Genomic DNA, 26,151 nt, shown 5'->3' on the forward strand with positions numbered 1-26,151 from the left:
CAAGTTTACTGAAAAGTAAATTTTTTTCATATTAATATTTTGTGATTTGGTGTTTCAAAGGCTTCGTAAGAAGCCTTTGATTTTTTTTATATTTTGATAAATGTAAACTATGTTGTTTAACTTTATTAATAAAGATATAAAAAAGCATCACTAAAAGTGATGCCTATCATATATTGGAAATAAATTGTAATATTTAAGAGAGGTGCATATTGTCAATTAACCTCACACCATCTACCATAACGACTATAAAAGCTCTGAAACTTCGATCTTTTTGAAAAGTTTCCGTTTCTTGTAAAGTTTCTTCATCTGCAATTAAAAAATATTCAAGCTGCATACCTTGTTGATCATCAAAGATGTCCTGTACTTTTTCTTTAATTTCAGATATTGTAATCTCTTTGAACCAGTTATTTACCTTTTTTAATGTTTCATAAATGATCTTTGCGGCTTCTCTTCTGTCTTCGTGCAGTCTTTGATTTCTTGAGCTTAATGCTAAACCATTACTCGCTCTGTAAATGGGCACTCCTTTTATTTTAATGGGAAGCTTTTTCTTTTCAACCAATTTTTTGATAATGGCTAACTGTTGAAAGTCTTTTTCGCCAAAATAAGCATTGTCGGGTTGTATCTGTCTGAAAAGCTCTTCTACAACGGTTCCTACCCCGTCAAAGTGTCCCGGCCGGGATTTTCCTTCCATTTCGTTTTCCAATCCATCAAAGTCGTAGTGCTGACTTTCTGTCTTTTCGGGATAGATATCAGAAACTTCAGGGATGTAAACAGCATCCACCAATCCTGAATTCCGTAGGATCAAAATGTCCCGATCTATATCTCGTGGATATTTTTCAAGGTCTTCAGGATTGTTAAATTGAGTGGGATTTACAAAAATTGAAGAAATGACAAGGTCATTTTCTTTTCTTGCTTCTTCATAAAGAGAAAGGTGTCCGTTATGCAAAGCGCCCATAGTAGGGGCAAAGCCTATTCTTTTACCCATTTCTTTCTGTCTTTCAATGAAATCCTGAAGTGTTTTCTTATTTTTTAAAACTTCCATAGTTTATTATAATAGTATTTCAAAAATACTAAAAATATCATATAACCCCGTGTGGTTTTGATAATTTAAAAAAAGGAATTATCGTAAAAAAATGTTAATTAAAATAATGTTGGATGTTTTTTTGTAATTTTGCACATTAAAGCATTTTTACAAAAATTAGATAGAAGTTTATGCCGAATCAAAAGATACTGTACATTACCACAGAAATGTACCCTTATCAGGAAGATACAAATTTAGCAACAGTGGTAAACAAAATGGCACTTAAGATGCACCAGGAAGGAAATGATGTAAGAGTTTTTATGCCACGATTTGGACAAATAAGTGAAAGGAAGTTTCAGCTTCATGAGGTTATTCGTCTTTCAGGAATGAATATTATTATCAATGATTTAGATCAGCCTCTTATTATTAAGGTAGCTTCTCTTCCCGGGGAAAGACTTCAGGTGTATTTTATAGATAATGAAGAATATTTTAAAAGAAAGCAATATTATTTTGATGATGAAGGAAATCCTTTCGATGACAATGACGAGAGAGCAATCTTTTTTGCAAGAGGGGTTATAGAAACCATTAAAAAATTAAACTGGGTTCCGGATGTTATTCACTTAAACGGATGGATGTCCTCTTTTGTTCCTATTTATCTTAAAACGTATTACGAAACTGATGCATACTTTAAAGATGCTAAAATAGTTCTTTCTTTATACAATGAGAAAGATGCTGCTTTGAGTGGTAATATTGAAGATAAGCTTAAATTTGATAATATTTCAGGATTAAAGGCATTGGAAAATCCAACCATTCAGAATGTTGTAATTGAAAGTATGAACTATGTAGATTCAATTGTTAAAGGAGATGAATTCTTAAACGATGAATTAGATAAGGCTTTCAATGAAACTGGTACATCAAAATCTGAGTATCTTGATGTAGATTCTATCAATCAACTTTATTAAAAAACACATTTTAATGACTTATACTATTAAAAGAACTTTCGCCATTTTATTTATGGCGATTTTTGGAAGTGTATTATTATACAATTGTGAACCTGAAACAGATGCTTTGGGAGAACAATTATTTTTAAATGATGCAGCCCAGGGGAATGAAACACCTTATGATGTTATTGCTTATAATATTGATAACAACGACAGTATTCGCAGTGATGCATCTACAATGTATACGATTATTGGTTCTACGAGAAAAGCCGTATTAGGAGCTTTTAAAGAAGGTCAGTTTGGAATGCAAAGGGCATCTTATTTAACACAGTTACGTCTACCAAGCTATAGTCCGGATTTTGGAACAAATGCAACGGTTGATTCTGTAGTGTTAGTTGTAAAACCGATTTATGATACATCATTACTTACAACTACCGAAGAAGATAATGGATATAAATTTGGTGATATTGAAGCTAAAAAAGTTGTGAATACTTATCCTGTTTATAAATATGGGAAAACTGAAATAAATGGAGCTACTCCTCAATTTACAATTAAAGTAAATGAAGTTCAGGATTTTCTTAACGGGCAAAATGATATAGCATACTCAAATCAAAATTTTGCATCTTTTTCGGAAGAACTTGGAAGCAAAGTATTTAATGGTAATGTGAATTCGGTTACTATTACTAAAGATTCTGATGGAACCTCAATATATACATCTTCAGCTGTTGGACTAAGAATACCTTTGAAAGCAACTTTCTTTCAAACTAAAATTATAGACCATGCAAGTTCTTCTGATCTTAAGGATGTTTCTAATTTTATCAGATATTTTAGAGGATTAAAGATTTCTGTTGCAGAGAGCGATGGATATTTATTTCAATTTAATCCTGATGATATAGAGTTGATCATGTACTATAAGAATGACAAAACAGAAAATGGTACAACTACAAGACCTCAATCTACGTATAAATTTACGATGGGGGCGGCTAATACTCATATTGGCCATTATGAATATGATAGAACGGATACAGAATTTAAGAATTTTGTTATTGGAGATAAAGAAAAAGGAGATGCTAAATTATATGTTCAAGGAATGGGAGGCCCTTCAATTGGGATAAGAATTCCGGAAAATACTATTAAGGATTTGAAGAAATTGTATCAGGACAATAAAGCGGCAATTATTGGAGCTAGAATCAGAATTTATTCTGATCCAAGTTGGAATAACGGATACTCTAATTTAGCGAGTCAGTACGAAAGACCAGGGGCCGATTCTTTTACCATAATACAAAAAGACAAAGATGCTAATGGTAAAGAAACAACTGCATTTACAACAGATATGCTAAATTTAAGCGGTTCTCTAAATTTTGCGGTATATAAAGTATACGATTTAGATAAAAATCCTACACATTATGATTTTACAATTACAAAATCTTTGAAAGATATTGTTGAAACTGGAGAAGGCTACGCAGATAAATATTTTAAAATCGATTTAGGGAATTTCACCCCTACATCTTCAGCAGTTTTAGCTGGTCCGAAGTATACACAAAGAACTTTTTCACCAGAAAGAGTTGTCTTGATTGGAAATGATCCATCATTTAGTGATAAAAAGATACAACTTTTAGTTGTTCACAGTAAAAAATAAAATACATATAAAAACACGAGAAAAATATGTGCGGAATAGTAGGATATACAGGGTTTCAGGATGCGTATGATATTGTTATCAACGGTCTTAGAAGATTAGAATATAGAGGATATGACAGTGCTGGAATTGTCTTAGAAGATGGTAACAATAAATTTGAAGTTGAGAAAACTAAAGGGAAAGTAGATGATTTAGTAAAGATTTCTGAGGCATTGAAAGGTACCGCTAAAATAGGTATGGGGCATACTCGTTGGGCTACACATGGTGTTCCTAGTGATAGAAATTCCCACCCTCACCTTTCAAATAATAATAAGATTGCACTTGTCCATAATGGTATTATTGAAAACTATGATACTATTAAAACAATGCTTACTGAAAAAGGTTTCAACTTCAAATCGGAGACCGATACAGAAGTTTTAGTAAATCTTATCCAGTATTTTATGGATTTAAATTCAGAAATGGATTTTCCTACTGCAGTAAGGTATGCACTTAATGAAGTATATGGTGCATATGCTATTACAGTAATGCATGAGGATTTTCCAGGGATATTAGTAGTTGGAAGATTAGGGTCTCCCTTAGCAATCGGTATTGGTGAAAACGAATATTTTATTGCTTCTGACGCCTCACCTTTTGTAGAATTTACAAAAGAAGCAATTTATCTGGAAGAAGGGCACATGGCTACCATTTCGTTGGAAAATGGAGTAGACATAAGAACTATCAATGATAATTCTAAAATTGAGCCTGAAATTCAGGAGCTTAAATTAAGTTTAGAGCAGATAGAAAAAGGAGGGTATGAACATTTCATGTTGAAAGAAATTTTCGAACAGCCAAAATCTGTCCATGATACAATGAGAGGGAGACTTCTTGTAGATGAAGGCGTTATCAAAATGGCAGGAATCTGGGATCATATTGAAAGGTTTAAAAACGCAAACAGAATCATCATTATTGCTTGCGGTACATCTTGGCATGCTGGTCTTATCGGTGAATATTTAATTGAAGAATATGCGAGAATCCCGGTTGAAGTAGAATATGCTTCGGAATTCAGATATAGAAACCCAATCATTACCGATAAAGACGTTGTAATTGCAATTTCTCAGTCAGGGGAAACTGCGGACACTATGGCCGCTTTAAAATTAGCTAAAGAAAAAGGAGCATTTATATATGGTATTTGTAATGTTGTTGATTCTTCTATTGCAAGAATTACTGATGCAGGTTCATATACCCATGCAGGTCCTGAAATCGGAGTTGCTTCTACAAAAGCTTTTACTGCGCAGTTAACCATTCTTACTTTAATAGCATTTAAGTTAGGTAAACATAACGGAAACTTAGGAAACGCAGATTTCATGAGCTTAATTGCCGAGTTAGAGGCTATTCCTAAAAGAATTGAAGATGTTTTAAGCTCAACACATGAGCTAGTTCAAAATATTGCAAAAGACTTTGTAAATGCTACCAACTTCCTGTATTTAGGAAGAGGATATAACTATCCTGCAGCATTAGAAGGGGCATTGAAGTTAAAAGAAATCTCTTATATTCATGCAGAAGGATATCCTGCTGCAGAGATGAAACATGGTCCGATTGCCTTAATTGATGAAAATATGCCAATCGTTATTATTGCTCCTAAGAAGGGACATTATGATAAGATTGTAAGCAATGTTCAGGAAATTAAAGCAAGAAAAGGAAAAATTATTGCTGTTGTGAATAAAGGAGATACTCAAGTAAGTGAAATGGCAGATTATGTTATTGAAATCCCTGAAACCTCAGAATGCTTTTCACCCATCGTTGCATCAGTACCTTTACAGTTATTAGCATATTATATTGCAGTGTATAGAGGAGCAAATGTAGACCAGCCAAGAAACCTTGCAAAATCTGTAACTGTGGAATAAAAATTTGGTGTAAATAAAATAAATTTAGATTTCTTCCGTTATTTCAAAAAAAATCTTAAAAGTTTCTTAAAAAAATTATATATTTACGGCTTAATTATAAAAATTAACATGAAAAGGATATTTCTTTTATTATTGTCTGCGTCAGTAGCGTCGGTATCTTGTTCAGGTGGTGGTACTTCTTCTGTAGGGAAACCAGGAACGAAAGGAGAATTGATACCAAGAGAAAAAGCAAAATCATTTGTTGCGGAAAGACCGTATGGTATGGTTGCGATTCCTGCAGGCTCGTTTATTGCGGGTATGGCAGATCAGGATCCAACAAATTCTGCTGAGAAAGCACCATTGAAAACCACAACAGTTTCTTCGTTCTTCATGGATGAAGCTGAAACTACTAATGCAGAATACAGACTGTTCATTAATTATGTAAGAGACTCTATCGCTAGAACATTACTTGCTGAAGCAGCTGGTGAAGGAGGTGATGGAAAAGGTAAAGGAGCTAGTATCGGAGACTATGCTTATTTAGCTAAAAAAGAAGACAACTTAACACCATATCAAGAATATTTAGAAGGCCAGGGTGGCGGAAATGACGACACTTACGATGCAAGTAAGAAATTAGACTGGAAAATTCCATTGCACTGGAATACCTCAAAGTATCCGGATGTAGAATATGCAGAGGTTTTAGAATCGATGTATTTGCCAGCTTCTTCTAGAGTTGGAAACGAAAGAATCCTGGATGTAAGTAAATTAAAGTATACTTATCAGTGGGGAGATACAGATGCAGCGATTGCGGATAATGAGAGAGGAGCAAATTATTTAAAAAGAGAAAGTATTGCAATTTATCCTGATACAACAGTTTGGGTAAAAGATTTTCACTTTACTTATAACGAGCCATTATTTGAACAATACTTCTGGCATAAGGCATATAAAGACTATCCTGTAGTTGGAGTAACTTGGGATCAGGCAAGAGCTTATTGTAACTTCAGAACTAAATTAAAATCTGATTACAACGAAAGCTTAAAAAGAAGAAAGCAAAGACCTTTGATTTTCAGACTTCCTACAGAAGTTGAATGGGAATATGCTGCAAAAGGAGGAAAAGAAAATGCAGCTTATCCTTGGGGAGGGCCTTATTTAATGGATGACAGAGGTTGTTATCTTGCAAACTTCAAGCCAAAAAGAGGTAATTACATGGAGGATGAGAAAAAAGGTACTTATACATACACTGCTCCTGTAAAGAAATTCAAAAAGAACGGATTCGGGTTATATGATATGGCTGGAAACGTAGCTGAATGGACAGAATCAGGATACAATAATTCATCTGCAGTGTTTACATCTACGCTTAACCCATCTACTAAAGATAAATCAGATACTAGAAAATCTGTAAGAGGAGGTTCTTGGAAAGATGTAGGGTATATGTTGATGACAGGTATGAGAGATTGGGAAAGAAAAGATTCTGCAAGAAGTTATATTGGATTTAGAACAGTACAGGATATCCCTGAAGCTGCAGTAAAGCCAAGAAAGATAAACAGATAAAAACCAATAAAACTAATTTACACTAACATTAAAAAAAACTAACTTATATGTTTAAGACTAAAGATGCTTGGATGAATTTCTTCTATTCATTCGGTGCTGCAATTGTAATTCTTGGAGCTTGGCTTAAAATTACTCACATTACACTGGGACCTATCAATGGTAATATTGCTCTTACAGTAGGACTTATTACTGAAGCTATCATCTTCATCATTTTTGCCTTCGACCCACCGAAAAATGAAGAGTCTTATGCTTGGGAGAATGTTTATCCTGAATTATTAGATAAGCATGCAAATCCTAACCCGTTACATTCTAATGTTTCTACCAGAAATAATAATCATATAGCAGAACTTGAAAACTCGCTTTCTGGTAAACTTGACAAAATGTTACAGGATGCTAAACTTGATGTTCAACTATTTGATAGATTAAGAGCAGGAATCGATAAATTTTCAAACTCTGTAGATCAGATCAACCAAACAGTAGACGTATCTGCTTCTACTCATAAATATAATGAACAGTTGAATAAAGCTGCTCAACATATGGAAAGTATGAATGCTCTTTACGCAATGCAGTTGGAAAGCGGAAAGAGACAATCAGAATTTGCAAACAAATATGTTGAAGATATGCAAAAATCTGCTGAACAATCTGAAAAATTCAACCAAGAGTTACAAGGCTTAACGTCTAATTTAAATAATTTGAATAGAGTTTATGGCGGTATGTTAACTGCGATGAAGTCTTAATTTCTTAACCATTTCTAAATTTTAATTATTTAATCAAACAAAAGAAAAGAGAATGGCAAAAGGAAAACAGACTCCACGTCAGAAGATGATCAACCTAATGTATTTGGTGTTCATCGCGATGATGGCCCTAAACATTGATGTTGAAATTATCAGGTCGTTTTATGACTCTACAATATCTCTTAACCAAACCCGTAATTTAACGGAACAAAAGAACAAGGATATCTTCGAAAAGACACTTGAGGCTAAAGCTCAGCAGGTTCCTGATACTTATGCAGAACCTTGGGCACAATATCAAATATTGAGAGATAAAATTGATGGTTTGGTAAAAGAAGCAGAAGAAGTAAAAACTACACTTAAAAAACATTCAGAATTCCACGATAAAGATGAGAGCGGGAAAGACATGGATGTAAGTGAGAACTTCTCTGCATTGAATAATAATGAAGCGACTACAGAATACTTCTTCAACGGAGGAGACGAAAACAGTCCGTCAAAAAAAGCTTTGGCATTAAAAGCTAAAATTGATGATGTAAGAAATTATATCAACGCTACATTTGGAGGAAGTCCACAGTTGGCAAAATTGGTTGAAAGAGCAAACGCTTCTTTAATTGCAGAATATCCTCAAGGAAAATCTCCGAACGGGAAGACTTGGTTTCAGAATAAATTCTATCACCAACCGCTTATTGCAGCGATTTCTAACTTAGGAATTATTCAGAATGATGCAAGAAACGTACAGTCTGATGCATTGGCGTTAATGCTTCAGGAGAAAGTAGATGCGAGTATCAAATTTACTAGTTATGAAGCTATTGTTTCTGCCCCAACGGATATCGTTGCAGGTAATAAAGCTGAAGCTGTTGTAATGTTAGGTAACTATTCTAATAGTAATAAGATTAACATCAGTGGTGTTAGCAGACAGGAGAATGGTAAAGGATTCCTTCCTTTAAATACTGGAGGATTAGGAGAACACAAAATTGGTGGTGTAATTACATTAACTGATGCTAGCGGAAAAGCACAACCTTTCACTTGGACTCATACTTATAATGTAATCGCAGGTCCGCAAGAAGTAAAACTTGAAAAAGGATTATTACTTTCTGCTGATAAGATGAATGTAATGTATAGAGGTTTGGAAAACCCGGTATCTGGATCTATCTTAGGTGCTGATAACTCTAAACTTAGCTTATCTGCTCCTGGTGCTTTAGTAAGAAGTACTGGTCCTGGTAAATGGATTGTAAAACCACAGGCTGGAAATGTTGTTAAATTGACCTTATCAGGTAAAGAACCTAGCGGTAAAGTTGTATCTCAAGTATTTGAATACAGAATTAAAAATGTACCGCCACCTCAAGGACAAATGAGAGGCCAAAATGTATTGACGATGCCGGCTACGTCTATTCAAAATCAGACTGTTCAAGCAGCAATTCCTGACTTTGATTTCCCTGTATCATTTACAGTAACTGAGTTTATGGTAAGAATTCCAGGTAGAGCAGCAATGCTTGTAAAAGGAAATTCGTTACAAGACGCTGCAGGATTGTTGAAAAATGTTAGACCGGGTGATGATGTATCAATTATTGAAATAAAGGCGACAGCTCAAGGATTGGAAGGACCTATTAAGAGAATCACTCCAATTATTATACATGTTCCATAAGTTTAAATAGCAATTATTATGAAAAAATATATTAGCAGTCTTTTAGTTCTAGTTTCTGGGTTTGCATTATCTCAGACTATTCTAAATGCTTCTTCTCCGGAAGAATTCAGACAGATGAGAGCTGAAAATATGAGAAAAGTGGGAGATACTGTTATTAGTAATAAAGTAAAGCCACTAGAGTACGGTTTTGTAGATGATAAAGACGTATTAAAAAGTATGTTTGTATGGGAAATTATAGATTTGAATGATAAAATCAATCAGCCATTCTACTATGATAATCCTAACGGTCTTTTGTCAAAAAATACAAGATCTCTATATCAAATATTATTAGATGCTGCATTGAGCGGTCAAATAGAGGAAGTATATGATGATGAGGACTTCACTACAAAACTTTCTCCTGAAGGAATCAAGAAAAGACTTGAAAAAGTAGTTCTAAACGATGCTGCAATTGATATTTTACAGTCTGGAAGACAATTAACTGAGCAGGAAAAAAAGGAGTACACTGATTATTTTCAAACAACAACTGATAAAGTTAAAGTGTTGAAAATTATGGGTATGTGGTTCATTGACAAGAGAGATGGTCAAATGAAGTACAGACCTCTTGGTATTGCTGCGATGGGACCAGATCCTGCTGTTCAAGGAGTTTATGATGCTGAAGGAAAAGCAATTGCTGGTAAAGATGAATTGATTGATCTATTCTGGGTATACTATCCAAAAGCAAGAGATATTTTAGCAAATAATTATGTTTTCAACAGAAAGAATTCAGCAGCTGATTTGTCTTTCGATGATATCATTAACGCAAGAAGATTCTCTTCTGTAATCTATAAGTCATCAAGCGGCTTAGGAGACGGAAGCATTAAGGATTATGTCCCTAGAAATGCTGAAGAACAAATTGAAGAAAGTGATAGAATCAAAGGACAGATTCTTGAAATGGAAAACGAATTGTGGAATTATTAATATTTCATTTGATTCATATAAAAAACCTGAGTATTTTTACTCAGGTTTTTTTATTCTGAAATTGTACCCTTTGTTATAAATGGAAATGATGAAGCAAGTACGTAGAAGTTGAAGCCTTTTAAGAAGATTTTAATATGAAAAATGTAGACTATATAATTGTTGGTGACGGATATGCAGGTGTTTTTTTAGCGCATCAATTGATTAAAAACAATAAATCTTTTGTGATGTTCTCTGAAGGGAAAAAAAGTGCGTCGCAGATTTCTGCTGGCATTATTAATCCGGTGGTTTTAAAGAAATTTACTACTTTTTGGAAAGCTCAGGAACAAATAGATTTTTTAAAAGATTCATTAAAGGAGATTGAAACTTATACGGGAAAAAATTATTTAATAGAAGCTCCTATCCACAGGATTTTTCATGACGAAAATGAACAGAAGCTTTGGTTAAAGAAATCTGAAAATTTAGACCTGATTAATTTTTTAGATAAAAATTTTGATCACATAGAGGGTGTAAAAAACGATTTTAATACAGGAAAGGTAAACCAATCTGCCCGACTTAATGTTAATGGATTTTTCATGGGTATATTTGATTTTCTTGAAAAAAGATCACAACTGATCAAAGAAAAATTCGATTATTCCCAAGTGAATACCGAAAAATCTGTTTACAAAGAGCTTAATTTCAAAAAAATTATTTTTTGTGAAGGGATGGGAGTGAAGGAAAATCCTTTTTTTTCAGATATTCCTGTGAATGCGAATAAAGGACATCATATCAAAGTTAAATTATCCAAAGCTTTAGCCCAGAATATTACGATTAAAAAGAAACACTTTTTATTTCCATTAGAAAATGATTTGTATTTTTATGGAGGGACTTATGATCGGGAACAACTTCATAGCCATATAGATGATTCTGCCATACAACAATTAACGAATGGTTTAGCTGAATTTTATCCTTATGATTTTGAAATAAAAAAAGTTAATTTCGGATTCCGGCCTACCGTAAAAGATAGAAGGCCTATTATAGGAGTACATACTGAGCACCCAAATATGTTTGTGTTTAACGGATTGGGAGCAAGAGGAATATTAAATGGATGCTATTTTTCCAAAGTATTATATGATTTTATGGAAAACAATTCCCCATTGCCAACTGAAGTGAGTCGGGAAAGATTCACAGATTAAAATAAAAAATATCGAGGCAGTAATGTCTCGATATTTTACTATATATGAATTTTGTGTTAATTGCTGAGAACAAACTTCGCCAAAGGAGCCATTCTTGCCTTGTTAAGAGTAAGGATATTACCGTTTACAGAATAATTATCTGCAGCTAACAGAGCTTTTGAAAATAATTGTTCAGTTTCCAAATCTTCACAAGCCATCATTGTAGACATTCCCTGGTTGAATTTTATACGCATAATGTCCGGCTTTATTTCAAAGGTTCCTCCGATACCATTACATCCGGCATGCCCTTCATACCTCATATCGCTCGTGTTAAGTTTGAAATAAGGATTGTTTTTAGGATTTTTAAGCTGAATAGGCCTTCCATTGAGTTCGGTAAGTTTCCATGTTTTTCCTGTAATATCATTTTTAGATGACTGCTTTGCAGTATTACAAGAAAAAAGAAATATTGATAAGATGAAAATAATAATGTAGTTGTGTAGATTTTTCATATTATATATTTTAAATTGAAATGGTCATTGTTAGTAAGAAGCCATTTTTGTCTGGCCGTTTTCCTTATTCTTTTTGTAATGAAACAAAACCATATCCGCGTCCTTTTTTAGAAATGTTATATTTCCGTGAATATCAGAATATTGGTATTCTTCATTGGCTGCTGTATATTCCGGAAGCTCATCAACTTTTTTTATCTCATACGTTTTCCCATTAAGAAATACTTTGGCTGTGCTTTGAGTATGATTGATCATCACCTCCATCTGATCTCCAAAATCATCTACAAAAGTAGCTCTGGTAATACTGTCTTTAGCTATTTCCACAGAAGGTTTTGTAGCTACGATTTCATTTTCTTTTGTAGAATGCTTACATGAGATGGCGGTAAGTGCAAGAATGAAGAATATTGAAAATAGAACCTTTTTTTTCATAATAATTTGTTTTTGTGTGTTTCATTGGTGTGATTTGTTTGGCAAAGTTATTACTTTTCTAGATAAAATCTGTTAATTTATTATAAATTATATGGTTGTTTTTAAAATAATCGATTTTTTTAATTTTTAAATATCTTATGATTCTCTGTTTTTTTTATAAATTCTTCTGTTTTTAAAGCGTTTTTATAAGATTTAAAATATAAAATACTGAAAATCAAATTTAAAATAATAATTCTCTTTATTGGGATTTTGTCCTTCGTAATTCAGTTGGTTTTATTCAGCATATTTAAAGGAAAGTTAAATATTGTTAATATATGTCATTTGTCATGAAATTGTTTCAAAATGTATACAAACTAAGACTTACATTTGTGCCTTCAAATTATGAGGAATTATATAGTATATTTTTTGACCAGTCTTTTTCTGCTATTCGTAGTGGAAAGCAAGATCAATGTCAAAACTTTAAGAAATGACTATACTCATTCCTCTCATAATTTACCTAAAAGAGCAAACCGACTCAATCAGACCTACGAAAAACTTTCGATACAGCAGACCCCAGATGATATAAGCAATGCTTATTCATTAGAACTTGCTGAAGATGATTTCCAGCTGTCTGATACGTTTGAGGCAATGGTTGTTTTTGCCAGTGTTTTCACATTGGTATATATTTTTGGGTTAAAAAGTTTCAAAAAACTTAAGCCTTCTATTCATGGCTTTTTATCAGACTTTTCCTCAGTGAAAAGATTCATTCTGATACGTTCTATCAGAATTTAAACTGCATTTTTCGAATTTTAGTTGCTGCTGGTTTTTCAGCAGGAATGTCATGCGTTGTGCTTTGTTGGTAATCATCACACCGCAAATTCTCTTATTACCATTTTCATATTTAAAACATTAACGATTTACATAAACTCTAGAAATTATGATTAAAAGAGTTGTCGCAAGCATTGCGCTAAGCAGTCTTTTATTGTTCACAGGTTGTAACAAGAAAAAAGAAGAAAAAGAAGAAGCTGCAGTTTATCCTGTAACCAGTCCGGTAGTAATGGATACGGTGATTGACAAAGAATATGTGGCTCAGATCAGATCTGTAAAGAACATCGAAGTTCGTGCACAGGAGAAAGGCTTCCTGGAGAAGATTTTCGTAGACGAGGGTCAGTTTGTTCATCAGGGTCAGACATTGTTCAGAATTATGCCGAAATTATATCAGGCAGAGTTGCTGAAGGCCCAGGCAGAAGTTGCCCAGGCTACGATTGAACTAAAAAATGCGAGTACATTAGCCAGTAACAACATCGTTTCCAAAAACGAAAGAGCAATGGCAAAAGCTAAATTGGATGCGGCAAATGCAGAAGCTAAATTGGCACAGATACACTTGTCATTTACAGATATTAAAGCTCCTTTTTCAGGGATTATCGACAGAATTCCTTTGAAACTGGGAAGTTTGGTGGATGAAGGGGACTTATTGACCTCTCTTTCTGATAACAACGATGTTTATACGTATTTCAACGTTTCAGAACCGGAATACCTTTCTTATCAGACCAATGCAGCATCAAGAGGAAGCAATCAGGTTTCTTTGGTGATGGCAAACGGAGATATTTTTCCACAAAAAGGAGAAGTTCAGACCATTGAAGGTGAATTTGATAGCGAAACAGGAAATATTGCGTTCAGAGCTAAGTTCCCAAACCCGGCAAAATTATTGAGAAACGGAGAAACAGGAAAGGTAAGAATGACTTTGCCATTGAAAAACGCTTTAATTATTCCTCAAAAAGCAACCTACGAAATTCAGGATCAGAAGTATGTTTTTGTAGTGGATAAAAACGGAGTGGCAAAATCCAGAAATATTAAGGTGGCTTATGAGCTTCCGGATGTTTATGTTGTGGGTTCAGGATTGTCCACAGGAGACAGAATCTTGTTGGAGGGAGTTCAGAAAGTGAAAGACGATCAGAAAGTTCAGGTTAAAGCTCAGGATCCGAAAAAAGTTCTTCAATCATTGAAATTAAAAGCAGAGTAGAATACGATAACTGATAAGTGATCATTGATCATCAAAACTGTTCAAATTCATCATTTATCATTCATCATTAATAATTGATATTATTTTTATGTTTAAGAAATTCATTCGCAGACCTGTTCTGTCTATCGTAATCTCTTTGATTATCGTATTTATGGGAGTCTTGTCTTTGGTAAAACTTCCAGTGACACAGTTTCCGTCCATTTCACCGCCAAAAGTAAACATCACCGCAGAATATCCGGGAGCCAACAACGAATTGTTGATTAAATCCGTGGTTATTCCATTGGAAAGAGGTTTAAATGGGGTGCCGGGAATGAAATATATGACTTCCGACGCAGGAAACGACGGGGAAGCTTCTATTCAGGTAGTTTTCGACTTGGGAACAGACCCGAACGTAGCAGCCGTAAACGTGCAAAACCGTGTATCTTCGGTGGTTAATAAATTGCCGCCTTTGGTAGTTCGTGAAGGGGTGAAAATTACCCGTGAAGAACCTAACATGTTGATGTATATTAACTTGTATAGTGATGATCCTAAAGCTGACCAGAAATTCCTTTTCAACTATGCCGATATCAACGTGATGTCCGAATTGAGAAGGGTAAGCGGAGTTGGTTTCGCGGATATCCTAGGAACAAGAGAATATGCAATGCGTATCTGGCTTAAACCGGACAGATTAACGGCTTACAGCATTTCGGCAGACGAAGTAATGGAAGCGTTGAATCAACAGAGTTTGGAAGCATCTCCCGGAAAAACAGGGGAAAGTTCCGGAAAGCGTTCGCAGTCATTTGAATATATTTTAAAATATCCGGGTCGTTTCAATAATGAAAAGGATTACGGAAATATTATCCTTAAAGCAAAACCAGACGGAGAATTTATCCGACTGAAAGATGTTGCCGATATCGAATTCGGTTCTTCAATGTATGATATTTATTCTACATTGAATGGTAAACCTTCTGCTGCGATCACGGTAAAACAATCGTATGGTTCCAACGCAAGTGACGTTATCAAAAACGTAAAATCTTTGATGGCAGAATTGCAGAAAACAACTTTCCCGAAAGGAATGCACTACGATATCAGTTATGATGTATCAAGATTCCTAGATGCATCCATCGAAAAGGTAGTTCACACACTATTTGAAGCCTTCGTTTTGGTAGCAATCGTGGTATTCTTGTTCTTGGGAGACTGGCGTTCAACATTAATTCCGGCTTTAGCGGTTCCGGTGTCGTTGGTGGGAACTTTCGCTGTAATGTCCGCCTTCGGAATTACATTAAACATGATCTCGCTATTTGCCCTCGTAATGGCAATCGGGGTTGTGGTCGATGACGCGATTGTTGTTATTGAAGCCGTTCACGCCAAGATGGAAGAGAAACATTTGTCTCCATTAAAGGCAACAGAAGAAGCAATGCATGAAATCAGCGGGGCGATTATTGCAATCACCTTGGTAATGGCATCCGTATTTATTCCGATTGCATTTATGTCCGGTCCGGTTGGGGTTTTCTATCGTCAGTTCTCCATTACAATGGCTTCTGCGATTATCCTTTCAGGGGTTGTAGCTTTGACACTGACTCCGGCTTTATGTGCTTTAATTCTAAAAAATAACCACGGAAAAGCAAAAAGAAGAACTCCAATCACTATTTTCCTTGATAAATTCAACGGATTATTTACAAAAGGAGCCAATAAATATGAAGGAATGCTGAATAAAACGGTAAAGAAAAAAACAATCACTTTGCCTTTATTATTAGCTTTCTGTGCTGCTACATTCTTCCTGAGCAATTCACTTCCATCAGGGTTTATTCCTGCGGAAGATCAGGGGATGATTTATGCGATTATCCAGACGCCGCCGGGCTCAACATTAGAGAGAACCAACCAGATTGCAAAGGAATTATTAAGAGAATCTGAAGATATTGACGGAGTACAGTCTGTTTCTTCATTGGCTGGTTATGAGATTCTTACAGAAGGTACAGGTTCCAACTCCGGTACTTGTTTGATTAACCTTAAAAGCTGGGAAGACCGTAAAGAATCCGCCGCGGAAATCATTGAAAAACTTGAAGAAAAAGCTAAAAATATTCCGGGTGCAAATATAGAATTCTTCCAGCCGCCGTCAATTCCGGGTTATGGTGCTGCAGGTGGTTTTGAGCTTCGTCTTTTGGATAAAGCGGGAAGTGGAGATTATCACAAAATGGAGCAGGTAAGTAACGATTTTGTAAAGGAACTGAAAAAACGTCCTGAACTGGGATCTGCATTTACATTCTATTCTGCGAGTTTCCCTCAGTATATGTTGAGAGTAGATAACGACCTTGCCGAGCAAAAAGGAGTAACGATCGAAAATGCGATGGACAATTTATCAACTTTAATTGGTTCCAACTATGAGACGAGTTTCATCCGTTTCGACAGACCCTATAAGGTAATTGTTCAGGCAGGACCTCAATATCGTGCCTTACCGACGGATTTATTGAAGTTGTATGTGAAAAACGATAAAGACCAGATGGTTCCGTATTCAGATTTCATGCATTTGGAAAAAGTGTATGGTTTATCGGAGATCACGAGACATAATATGTATAACTCTTCAGAGGTAAGTGGAACTCCGGCTCCGGGGTACAGTTCCGGACAGGCGATTGCAGCAATCAAAGAAGTTGCGGATAAAACGCTTCCGAGAGGTTTTGGGATAGACTGGGCAGGTATTTCCAAGGATGAGGTAAGTCGTGGAAATGAAGCGGTATTCATTTTCTTAGTGTGTTTAGGATTCGTTTATTTAATTCTATCTGCACAGTATGAAAGTTTCATTCTTCCGTTGCCGGTAATTTTATCGTTGCCGACGGGTATTTTCGGGGCTTTCCTATGTTTGAAATTATTAGGATTAGAAAACAATATTTATGCTCAGGTAGCAATGGTGATGTTGATTGGTCTATTAGGTAAAAATGCCGTATTGATCGTGGAATTTGCCGTTCAGAAAAAAGCGGAAGAAGGAATTCCTGTAGCACAGGCTGCCATTGAAGGAGCGGCAATCCGTTTCCGTCCGATCTTGATGACATCATTTGCGTTCATCGCTGGTTTGATTCCACTGGTAATGGCTACCGGACCGGGTGCGATTGGTAACCGAACGATCGGTACAGCAGCAGCAGGAGGGATGTTGATCGGAACTATTTTCGGATTAATGATCATTCCTGGATTGTACTACATCTTCGGAACGATCGCTGAGAAATCCAGATTGGCCAGATATGAAGAAGAAAATCCTTTAACAGAACAAACAGAACCGTACCAACACGATGACAAACATGAAGATTTATAATAAATATATAGCAGCCATCGCCTTATCACTTGTTTTAGCAAGTTGTAAGGCGCCAATGGCGACCGTGATAAAAGACGAGGTAAAGGAAAATGTACCTCAGAGCTTTAATCAGGAAGATCAGGGTGACGCGAACAATAATAGCGGAACAACACCTTGGAGACAATTTTTTACTGATCCGAATTTAGTTACTTTAATAGAAACTGCACTAAAGAATAATCAGGAGCTGATGATCACTTTGCAGGAAATTGAGATCGCAAAAAGTGGTGTTTTAGCTAAAAAAGGAAGATTAACGCCAACTGTAACCGCCGGAGTGGGGGCAGGACTAAAAAAATCTGGACGCTATACAAGTGAAGGAGCCGGTGACGCAACTACGGAAATCGAGCCAGGAAAAGAAATGCCGGATCCGCTTGGAAATTTTGAAGGCGGTTTGACGGCCAACTGGGAAATTGATATCTGGAAAAAATTAAGAACAGAAAAAGAGTCTGCCGTGGCACATTATCTTTCGACGGTGGAAGGAAAGAATTTTGTCCTTTCCAACCTGATCGAAGAAGTTGCTGATAATTATTATGAATTGCTTGCTTTGGATAATCAGCTGGATATTATTCAGCAATATATCAAGCTTCAGCAAAAAGCTTTGGAAATTTCAAAAATTCAGAAAGAAGCTGCAGCCGCAACTGAATTGGCGGTAAAAAAATTCGAAGCAGAACTGGCAAAATCCAAAGCGACAGAATATACGATCCGTCAGCAAATTACGGAAAAAGAGAATGAGATCAATGCGCTTTGCGGTCGTTTTCCACAACCGATTGTAAGAACGAAGGAAGATTTTATGACTACGATTCCGCAAACGGTGTATACGGGAATTCCGTCACAGTTATTGGCCAACCGCCCTGATATCAAACAAGCAGAATTGGAATTGAAATCATCAAAATTGGATGTAGAAGCAGCAAGAAAAGAGTTTTATCCTTCGTTGGAAATATCGGCAACATTAGGTTTAGAAGCATTTAAACCCTCTTATCTGGTGAAAATGCCGGAATCAATTGCTTATAATTTAGCAGGTGAGTTAGCCGGACCACTTATTAATAAAAGTGCAATTAAAGCTAATTTTCAGACTGCGGATGCTAAACAGATTCAGGCTTTGTACGAATATGATAAGACGATTCTGAACGCTTATTTGGATGTGGCTAATTTGATGTCGAAAGTGAAAAATATTGATCAGTATTATAAACTGAAGTCTGAAGAAACACAGGCTTTGGAGAAATCAATAGATATTGCTAATCAGTTATTTAGAAATTCAAGAGCGGATTATCTGGAAGTTCTTCTGAACCAGAGAGATGCCTTGGATGCAAAAATGGAGCTGGTGGAAGCAAAACAGAAACAGCTGAGTACAGTTGTAGATATTTACAAGAGCTTAGGCGGAGGCTGGAAGTGATTTGTAAATCCTTAATGTTTTATTTTTGGAGACCGTCATATTTGGCGGTCTCTTTTGTTGTATTGAAGAAAATGAGGATGTAATTTGAAAATCAGTGTAAGTTGCTGATAATTAATATTAACTTCTCTATAGATGAATTATGAAAAGGGTTTTGTATATTTATCTACCAAACCGATTATCATGAAAAAAATACTATTACTTCTCTTAGCCGTACTTGTAATCTTAGTTATTTTCCTAATAATAAGAACCCTCACTTATCCATTTAAAAAAAATGAAGCTTCTGTTGAAAAAGCCTGGAATCCTGTACGTAATGATATTGCAGTTCAGCATCTGTCGGGAGGAATACGAATACCTACAGTTTCTACAGGGGAATTAGGTGATTTTGATTACGCTCCGTTTGAAAAATTTAAGAGCTACTTAAATGAATCTTATCCTTTGGTGTATCAAAATACCGAAAACTATGAAATTAATACGTATGCACTGATATTTAAAATAAAAGGAAAAAATAGTTCTTTGGCTCCGATATTATTTTTATCCCATATTGATGTTGTTCCTCCGGGTGATGCGGATGTGGTCAATAAGAATGAAAATGTCAGTCAACTTAATGATAAACCTGCACCACGTGTATCAAAAGTGGCAAAAGATTGGGAGTATGGCCCGTTTTCAGGAGCAATCGCCAATGGTAAAATTTATGGAAGGGGAACTCTGGATATGAAAGGGATGCTTTTCTCTTTAATGGAATCTGCAAATAATATCATTGAAAATAAAATAATACCTGAAAGGGATATTTATCTGGCTTTTGGCTTTGATGAAGAAGTTGGAGGGAAAAAGGGAGCCACTCAGATTGCCGCGCACTTTAAGAAGCTGGGTTTAAAATTTGATGCCGTTTATGATGAAGGAGGTCTCATTTTAGAAAAAGGAAATGTCGCAGGAATTAACAATGATGTTGCTGTTGTAGGGTGCGCGGAAAAAGGATTTCTTTCAGCCAAAATAAAAGTAAAGGGATTGGGGGGACATTCTTCTATGCCGCCAACAGAAAGTGCAATTGGTAAAGCTGCGATCATTATGCAGCGGCTTGAAAAAAATCAGATGAAGCCTATGATTACCCCTTCAATGCAGGAGTTTTTTAATAATGTAGGAGGTGGAATGCCATTTGTCAACAGAATGGCCATTGCAAACACATGGCTGCTGAAACCTGTATTACTCTCACAGCTTACAAAAAATAACACGACAAATGCTTTGGTAAGAACGACTACAGCACTTACGATGATGAAGGGAAGTGACGGAACAAATGTTCTTTCTCCTGAAGTGGAATTTGTGGTTAATTTTAGATTGCTTCCCGGAAATACCGTTAAAGATGTTAAGCAGCATATTGCCAAAGCTACCGAAGGTTTTGATGTGGAAGTGGAAGAAATAGACAATACCCGTGAAGCCTCAGCAGTTTCATCAACAAATACCCGGGCTTATAAAATGATTCAGGGGGGTGTGAAACAAATTTATCCTGAGGCTGTAGTGACTCCTTACCTTACAGTAGGAGGTACAGATGCATACAAATATCAGATTGTTAGCGACCATATTTACCGGTTTATGCCAATTAAGATTAATGGTTTTGAACAGCAAAGTATTCACAGTACCAATGAATATATAAGTATTGAGAACTATCTTAGGATGATTCACTACTTTGAATTCATTATGAAGAACTACGATAAATAAAAATTTTAAATTTTTTTAGGGTTTATTTTAATACGTCAAGTTTTGTCGCATTAGCAGAATAGTTTTGTAGTATCAAAATTACAAAGCTATGGAACTGCCGTTTTATCTTACCTATAAAGAATTTGAAGCTCAATATTATAACAATCTGGAAAAATGGTTTGAAGAATACCGTAACACCTCTGAAGTTGATTATTTGAATCAGTTGGTAAATTTGTACAGCCCTTATGTATACTACAATTTTGCTAAAGACAAACTTCAGGCAGATGCGTCTATTCAGATCAAAGACTGTTTCTTTCCGTATTATGAGAAAATAGGAATTTCATTTTGTACCAATTGTGATCAAAATAACAAACACATTTCAAAAGGAATGAATCACCTTTTTGAATGGAAAACCATAACCATGATGGAATATGCACAGCATATTTTAGATAAAATAAACAAACACATTACTAAAAAGAATATCAAGGATACTAACAGTGTGTTTGATTTTATAAATGACAAAGAAGTCATTACTTTCAGAGATGGGGCCGGATTGTGTGTAAACTATAATCAGCATCAGTCTACCATTCCTTTTCTTAAAGCTTATCTTCCTGTTTTTGGGAAAACCGTTGATATTGCAGCATATAGGGACTTTATTTTTTCGGTAGTTCAGATTGCAGAATTTATAGACCAAAAATTAAAGGAAGTTCAGGCCTTTGAGCTTATGATGTACTCAAAATTAAAATCCGAAGCCAAATTTAAAGTACAGATGAAGGATCAGTTCTTAACCATCTGTAATTAATTTTAAACCTAAACATTCATATAACTAATAACTAAATTGTAGTTTGAAATTTTTCAAACGAAGAATCCTGATCATTGATCAGGATTTTTTTGCAAAAGGGATTTGCTGTTTTTTGCTTCATTTTTCATGTACCTATTTTATCCATCCAAAATAAATAGAAACGGGCATTATTGCCAGGATTGAAGGAATTATAACCGCAAATCCATATGAAAATTTAAGAATCAAAGAAGTATATTTTTCATGAGTAATCCCTATGGAACGGAATGCACTTTGAAATCCGTGTAGCAAATGCCACGCAAGGGAAAAGCAGCCTATCAAATAAATTATGACCTCAACTGGGCTTTGAAATTTTTCAATAATCATTTTATATAGGGGAAGCTCTTCATCATATTGAAACTGATGAATCCGATTAGGAATCCAAAAATTTTGTGTATGAATAATTAGGAAAAGTAAGATCAAAGTACCAAGTAGAGTCATGCTTTTGCTATACCATGTAACACGGGGTGTGTTATCTTTATAAAAATATTGAACCGACCGGGCCTTTCTGTTTTTTCTCCAAAGAGTAAGCCCTTGAACGATATGAATGATAAAGCCGACAATCAGAACAACTTCAATAGTTCGGATGATAGGATTTGTAGCCATAAAATGTGCCCCAATAGTGAATATCTTGCCTTTATCATTAAAGAAAATCAGTGCATTTACCGAGGCGTGTACAATCAGAAAACTTATCAAAAATAAGCCGCTTAATGCCATTATTATTTTCCTGCCTATGGAACTGTTTAATATACTTTTTGACATTGTTATCAATTTTATAAAATGATGTTATTTTGGTGTATACTCAGGTCTTTTATACTCGCTTCGCCCAGTATTTCCCTCAATTCAGCTTCCACCTGAAAACTAATTTGAGATATTGGAACATCATTGGCGCCTCCCTCAAATGGATTTTCGGTATTTTCACCTACTTGCGCTATAGAAGCATATAGCCAGGAAATCAGACAGCTGAAAGGAATGATGAGCCAGATCATATTTCCTTTCATAAATCCGTCAACACTATCATTGAGTTTATTAAAATCTGCCAGCAACCCATATGGCAATAAAAATGAAAATGATTGTATCAGAAGATTATTAATAATATTATACTGTCGTGGAAACGGTGAATGTTTAATATGTTCACTTTTTCCTTGTAGATTGTAAAACTCTTTAATTGATTTTTCCATATCAATAAAATGTGCTACTGTGATTTCCTGTTTTTCATAAAGAGACTTCAGGGTTTTACTTTGCAGGCTCATAATGTAGGTTGCAATATTTCTGGCCTTAAGAATATTCTCAAGCACTTCAGGTTTCACATATTCAGCCAGCTCTTCTTCAAGGGTTGTTTGCTGTTCAGGAATTTTAAAGTGTTTACGATAATTTATGTTATGTTTTTTATTTGTTGTTTCCCAGCTTTGGTATGTTCTCATACTATAGCGCAATGCAGTAATCCAAGCTAAATGGTTATAAATAAGAGTCTTTGAGGCTTCATTATTCTCTATATAATCTTGGCTTACCAACCCCCAGGAACGGCTATTTGATAAAATAGTGGTCCAGACCTCCTGTGCTTCTAGAGACCGGTTATAACTTAGGTTATTTTTGAAGGCTAATATAAACGCAGTAGCAGTTCCCAACATTGCAATGACCGACCATGGAATTGCAACCCATTTTACTCCAAAAATGTGATAAAGGCATACTGGAATAAAACCTAAAAAGAGCAGGGTGTAAATTTTTGCTTTTGTCCATGTCAGAAACTCAAAGATATTGTATGATTTACCTATATACATCAGTATTACTATTGATTCATTAAATCGTAGGCTTTTAACATACCTGTGATTTTAATTGTTAGACTTTATTTAGGTCGGAACAACAGATATTCATCAATATCATCGTTGATTTTCAGGTTTGGAAATCCAGGCTAAATATTCGGTAGTTCCCAAGTACACCGGATTCTCAGGGGTAAGTGTTGTCTTTTCCAATATTGCACCTGAATAGGGAGCATTAACATCTGTTTCGACTTCCAAAGATTTTTGAGTTGATAGAATATATTGTTTTATCCACTCATCTAATTGAAACCGTTCCGGTCCGCCTATTTCAAGAATTTTATTAGCTGGTTTTTCAGTTGCTATTTGAGCAACAAATGCGGCTACTTCGGCACTTGCTATAGGTTGGATATATGCATTCGAAAGTTTTACTTTTCCTTCCGATGTGCTTGTAGCTACAATACCACCGGCAAATTCAAAAAATTGAGTAGCATGTACAATAGTAAAAGGTACTCCTGATTCTTTAATTAAATTCTCTTGAACCTGCTTGGCGCGAAAATATCCGCTTTCCTGTAATTTATCTGTTCCAACAACTGACAGGGCAATGTGATGTTGTATTCCTGCGCTTTTTTCTGCCGGAAGTAAATTTTGGTTTGAAGTTTTGAAAAAATTCATTACCGGCTCATCATCAAATGATGGTGAGTTGGAAACATCAATAACAATATTAGCATTTTTAAGAGCTTCCTCAAGACCCTCGCCGGTAATAGTGTTTACTCCTGTATTAGGTGATGCAACGATTACTTCATGATCCTTTTTCAGGATGTTTGCTACCTGGCTTCCTATAAGTCCGGTACCTCCAATGATTACAATTTTCATTCTGATTTTGTTTATAATTGTTAACAAGGCAAAATTGAAAATAAAAAAACCATAAAAACTTAAACCAGTTTAAGTTTTTAAAAAAGCACTATATCCATCTTTGTATAATAATAGCCATCGAGGCTGTTTAAATCATTTTCTAAAATTTTAAAGATGGATAGTAAAAAATTAATTGAACTAACGAAGCAACTTATTTATGAAGCAACGCATTTTAATGTACCATACGTGCAGCAAATTTATTCGGATAATTTACTCATTGTCAAAGTCAGTAAAGATGGCACAGTGGATACTATGAACAAAGAACAGCTTGTTAGTTTTGTTAAAGGAAACAACGATGCCAAAGCTACACCGTTTTCTACCAAAGCAGAGTTTCATTACGCTGTTTGTGAAGGAAATATGGGAATGGTTGTGATGACCCGTGATCTGGAATTAAATGGGAATTCGGCTCCTAAATTCTTTACATTGATTTGGGAATACTCATCAGAAAGATGGCAGGTAGCCAAAGAATCTTATGTTGAACTTAATTAAAGTGAGTGGCTTTTTCAAAAATCCGTTATTGAGTGTTTTGAAAATCGACAAAGACATAAATAAAAAAACCTGTAATCATCATGAATACAGGTTTTGCTTTTTTGACCATTCTGAAAGCGGTTAGCCTTCGGCTTTTGCAGAAAGGAAGGGATTCGAACCCTCGATACAGTTACCCGTATACTACCTTTCCAGGGTAGCTCCTTCAACCACTCGGACACCTTTCTTTATTCGAGACTGCAAAAATAGAGTATTTTATTGAATCTGCAAATTTTAATAAAAGATTAGTCAGAAATTTCTCCACAAAGGCTTTTTGTGAAGTTTTCAGCAAAGCTTCCCTTGTATGCAGGATTGTCAATGAGATGCATTGCTTTGGTAATGGCGCATTCTGCCGTCATATCTTTTCCGCTGATGGCTCCAATTCTTGAAAAAACATTGCTGTTTTCATACTTTCCGAACGAAATACCTCCGGAAATACACTGGCTTACCACTACAATTTCAGTTCCTTTATTTCTTATTTCCTGCAGAGTTTCCTGGGTTTTTTCATTGCTGAAAATAGTTCCGGATCCAAATACCTGTAAAATCAGGACTTTCATTTTGGGAATTTCCTTAAAATGATTTAAATGCATTCCCGGAAAAATTCTCCAAAAAAGAATATCTTCAGAAATATGTTCATCCACATGAAACTCTATGTCTGGATCGCAACGGTAAAGATTGTCTTTAATGATATTCAGATGTACTCCGGATTGTCCCAGAATAGGATAGTTAGGACTTGCATACGCATCAAAAAATTCTGCTGAATATTTCAAAGTTCTGTTTCCTCTTAATAATTTATATTCAAAATAGATAGCAACTTCCTGAATGACGGCTTCATTATTTTCATACAAACTTGCATAATATAAGCTTGTCAGGAGATTTTCTTTTGCATCCGTTCTCAAATCGCCGATAGGAAGTTGTGAGCCTGTGAAAATCACTGGTTTTCGCAATCCTTTTAGCATGAAACTTAATGCTGAAGCGGTGTAAGACATCGTGTCGGTTCCGTGAAGAACCAGAAATCCGTCATAGTTATGATAATTTTCATGGATGTAATTAGCGATCATTCTCCATTCCTTGGGTCCCATATCAGATGAATCCAGGGGCTCAGCAAAAGGGTGAAGAGAAACCTCACATTCCATCAGCTTCATTTCCGGCATTTTTTCAAAAATATTTCCGAAGTCGAAAGCGCGGAGACTTCCTGTTTCATAGTCTTTTTCCATACCAATGGTTCCACCGGTATATATCAGCAGGACTTTTCGTTTCATGTAACTTTTATTAAGAATTTA

At 35.3% G+C, this 26,151-nt stretch carries 22 protein-coding genes and 1 tRNA gene; 15 read left to right on the forward strand and 8 right to left on the reverse strand.

Annotation, left to right across the window (positions count from 1 at the left end):
* Nucleotides 1-193: 193 nt before the first annotated feature.
* Complete coding sequence (gene panC, locus MKS83_RS18025) at nucleotides 194-1,042, reverse strand: pantoate--beta-alanine ligase (protein WP_240580755.1); 849 nt, start codon at nucleotides 1,040-1,042, stop codon at nucleotides 194-196.
* Between the two features lie 170 nt (nucleotides 1,043-1,212).
* Between panC and MKS83_RS18030 the strand changes: the two genes are divergently transcribed.
* From MKS83_RS18030 to MKS83_RS18065, 8 genes are all read left to right on the forward strand, one after another.
* Complete coding sequence (locus MKS83_RS18030) at nucleotides 1,213-1,983, forward strand: glycogen/starch synthase (protein ID WP_240580756.1); 771 nt, start codon at nucleotides 1,213-1,215, stop codon at nucleotides 1,981-1,983.
* Between the two features lie 13 nt (nucleotides 1,984-1,996).
* Nucleotides 1,997-3,601 (forward strand): DUF4270 family protein, encoded by a 1,605-nt coding sequence (locus tag MKS83_RS18035; RefSeq protein WP_240580757.1) that lies wholly within the window; start codon nucleotides 1,997-1,999, stop codon nucleotides 3,599-3,601.
* Between the two features lie 26 nt (nucleotides 3,602-3,627).
* Nucleotides 3,628-5,481, forward strand: coding sequence for a glutamine--fructose-6-phosphate transaminase (isomerizing) (gene glmS / locus MKS83_RS18040; protein ID WP_240580758.1), 1,854 nt, complete (start codon nucleotides 3,628-3,630; stop codon nucleotides 5,479-5,481).
* Between the two features lie 108 nt (nucleotides 5,482-5,589).
* The gene (gene gldK, locus MKS83_RS18045; RefSeq protein WP_240580759.1) at nucleotides 5,590-7,008 is read left to right on the forward strand and encodes a gliding motility lipoprotein GldK; all 1,419 of its coding nucleotides are present in this window, start codon (nucleotides 5,590-5,592) and stop codon (nucleotides 7,006-7,008) included.
* A gap of 47 nt (nucleotides 7,009-7,055) precedes the next feature.
* The gene (gldL, locus tag MKS83_RS18050) at nucleotides 7,056-7,745 is read left to right on the forward strand and encodes a gliding motility protein GldL (RefSeq protein WP_240580760.1); all 690 of its coding nucleotides are present in this window, start codon (nucleotides 7,056-7,058) and stop codon (nucleotides 7,743-7,745) included.
* A 52-nt stretch (nucleotides 7,746-7,797) separates the two neighbouring features.
* Complete coding sequence (locus MKS83_RS18055) at nucleotides 7,798-9,384, forward strand: GldM family protein (RefSeq protein ID WP_240580761.1); 1,587 nt, start codon at nucleotides 7,798-7,800, stop codon at nucleotides 9,382-9,384.
* 18 nt (nucleotides 9,385-9,402) lie between these two features.
* Entirely contained in the window at nucleotides 9,403-10,341 is a 939-nt protein-coding gene (gene gldN / locus MKS83_RS18060; RefSeq protein WP_240580762.1) for a gliding motility protein GldN, read from the forward strand.
* 134 nt (nucleotides 10,342-10,475) lie between these two features.
* On the forward strand, nucleotides 10,476-11,513 hold the full coding sequence (locus MKS83_RS18065) for an NAD(P)/FAD-dependent oxidoreductase (protein ID WP_240580763.1): 1,038 nt from the start codon (nucleotides 10,476-10,478) through the stop codon (nucleotides 11,511-11,513).
* Between the two features lie 56 nt (nucleotides 11,514-11,569).
* Here the strand turns inward: MKS83_RS18065 and MKS83_RS18070 are convergent, their stop codons facing one another.
* Nucleotides 11,570-12,001: an META domain-containing protein gene (locus MKS83_RS18070; protein WP_240580764.1), complete on the reverse strand. Its 432-nt coding sequence runs from the start codon at nucleotides 11,999-12,001 to the stop codon at nucleotides 11,570-11,572.
* Nucleotides 12,002-12,031: 30 nt separating this feature from the next.
* Complete coding sequence (locus tag MKS83_RS18075) at nucleotides 12,032-12,427, reverse strand: hypothetical protein (protein WP_240580765.1); 396 nt, start codon at nucleotides 12,425-12,427, stop codon at nucleotides 12,032-12,034.
* A 381-nt stretch (nucleotides 12,428-12,808) separates the two neighbouring features.
* Here MKS83_RS18075 and MKS83_RS18080 point away from each other — a divergent pair, with 381 nt between their 5' ends.
* The 6 genes from MKS83_RS18080 (at nucleotide 12,809) to MKS83_RS18105 (ending at nucleotide 21,635) form a co-directional block, all read left to right on the forward strand.
* Entirely contained in the window at nucleotides 12,809-13,198 is a 390-nt protein-coding gene (locus MKS83_RS18080; RefSeq protein ID WP_240580766.1) for a hypothetical protein, read from the forward strand.
* A 148-nt stretch (nucleotides 13,199-13,346) separates the two neighbouring features.
* The gene (locus MKS83_RS18085) at nucleotides 13,347-14,429 is read left to right on the forward strand and encodes an efflux RND transporter periplasmic adaptor subunit (protein ID WP_410679619.1); all 1,083 of its coding nucleotides are present in this window, start codon (nucleotides 13,347-13,349) and stop codon (nucleotides 14,427-14,429) included.
* Nucleotides 14,430-14,517: 88 nt separating this feature from the next.
* Complete coding sequence (locus MKS83_RS18090) at nucleotides 14,518-17,712, forward strand: efflux RND transporter permease subunit (protein WP_240580768.1); 3,195 nt, start codon at nucleotides 14,518-14,520, stop codon at nucleotides 17,710-17,712.
* Nucleotides 17,699-19,141: a TolC family protein gene (locus MKS83_RS18095; RefSeq protein ID WP_240580769.1), complete on the forward strand. Its 1,443-nt coding sequence runs from the start codon at nucleotides 17,699-17,701 to the stop codon at nucleotides 19,139-19,141. Before MKS83_RS18090 ends, MKS83_RS18095 begins: the two co-directional genes overlap by 14 nt.
* 180 nt (nucleotides 19,142-19,321) lie before the next feature.
* Entirely contained in the window at nucleotides 19,322-20,854 is a 1,533-nt protein-coding gene (locus MKS83_RS18100) for a M20/M25/M40 family metallo-hydrolase (RefSeq protein ID WP_240580770.1), read from the forward strand.
* 88 nt (nucleotides 20,855-20,942) lie between these two features.
* Nucleotides 20,943-21,635, forward strand: a complete 693-nt coding sequence (locus tag MKS83_RS18105) for a hypothetical protein (protein ID WP_240580771.1) — start codon at nucleotides 20,943-20,945, stop codon at nucleotides 21,633-21,635.
* 132 nt (nucleotides 21,636-21,767) lie between these two features.
* On the opposite strand, the gene MKS83_RS18110 is transcribed toward MKS83_RS18105, so the two are convergent.
* From MKS83_RS18110 to MKS83_RS18120, 3 genes are all read right to left on the reverse strand, one after another.
* The gene (locus tag MKS83_RS18110; RefSeq protein ID WP_240580772.1) at nucleotides 21,768-22,433 is read right to left on the reverse strand and encodes a succinate dehydrogenase cytochrome b subunit; all 666 of its coding nucleotides are present in this window, start codon (nucleotides 22,431-22,433) and stop codon (nucleotides 21,768-21,770) included.
* A gap of 11 nt (nucleotides 22,434-22,444) precedes the next feature.
* Complete coding sequence (locus MKS83_RS18115) at nucleotides 22,445-23,452, reverse strand: bestrophin family protein (protein WP_240580773.1); 1,008 nt, start codon at nucleotides 23,450-23,452, stop codon at nucleotides 22,445-22,447.
* Between the two features lie 99 nt (nucleotides 23,453-23,551).
* A complete protein-coding gene (locus MKS83_RS18120; RefSeq protein WP_240580774.1) occupies nucleotides 23,552-24,304 on the reverse strand; it encodes an SDR family oxidoreductase in 753 nt (250 codons plus the stop codon).
* Between the two features lie 153 nt (nucleotides 24,305-24,457).
* Between MKS83_RS18120 and MKS83_RS18125 the strand changes: the two genes are divergently transcribed.
* Complete coding sequence (locus tag MKS83_RS18125; RefSeq protein ID WP_240580775.1) at nucleotides 24,458-24,832, forward strand: hypothetical protein; 375 nt, start codon at nucleotides 24,458-24,460, stop codon at nucleotides 24,830-24,832.
* Nucleotides 24,833-24,969: 137 nt separating this feature from the next.
* Here MKS83_RS18125 and MKS83_RS18130 read toward each other — a convergent pair.
* Nucleotides 24,970-25,056 (reverse strand) — tRNA-Ser (locus tag MKS83_RS18130).
* Nucleotides 25,057-25,113: 57 nt separating this feature from the next.
* Nucleotides 25,114-26,130: an asparaginase gene (locus MKS83_RS18135; RefSeq protein ID WP_240580776.1), complete on the reverse strand. Its 1,017-nt coding sequence runs from the start codon at nucleotides 26,128-26,130 to the stop codon at nucleotides 25,114-25,116.
* Between the last annotated feature and the right edge of the window lie 21 nt (nucleotides 26,131-26,151).

Origin of the sequence: Chryseobacterium sp. Y16C (genome assembly GCF_022488405.1) — a bacterium.
Classification (GTDB): Bacteria; Bacteroidota; Bacteroidia; order Flavobacteriales; family Weeksellaceae; genus Chryseobacterium; species Chryseobacterium geocarposphaerae.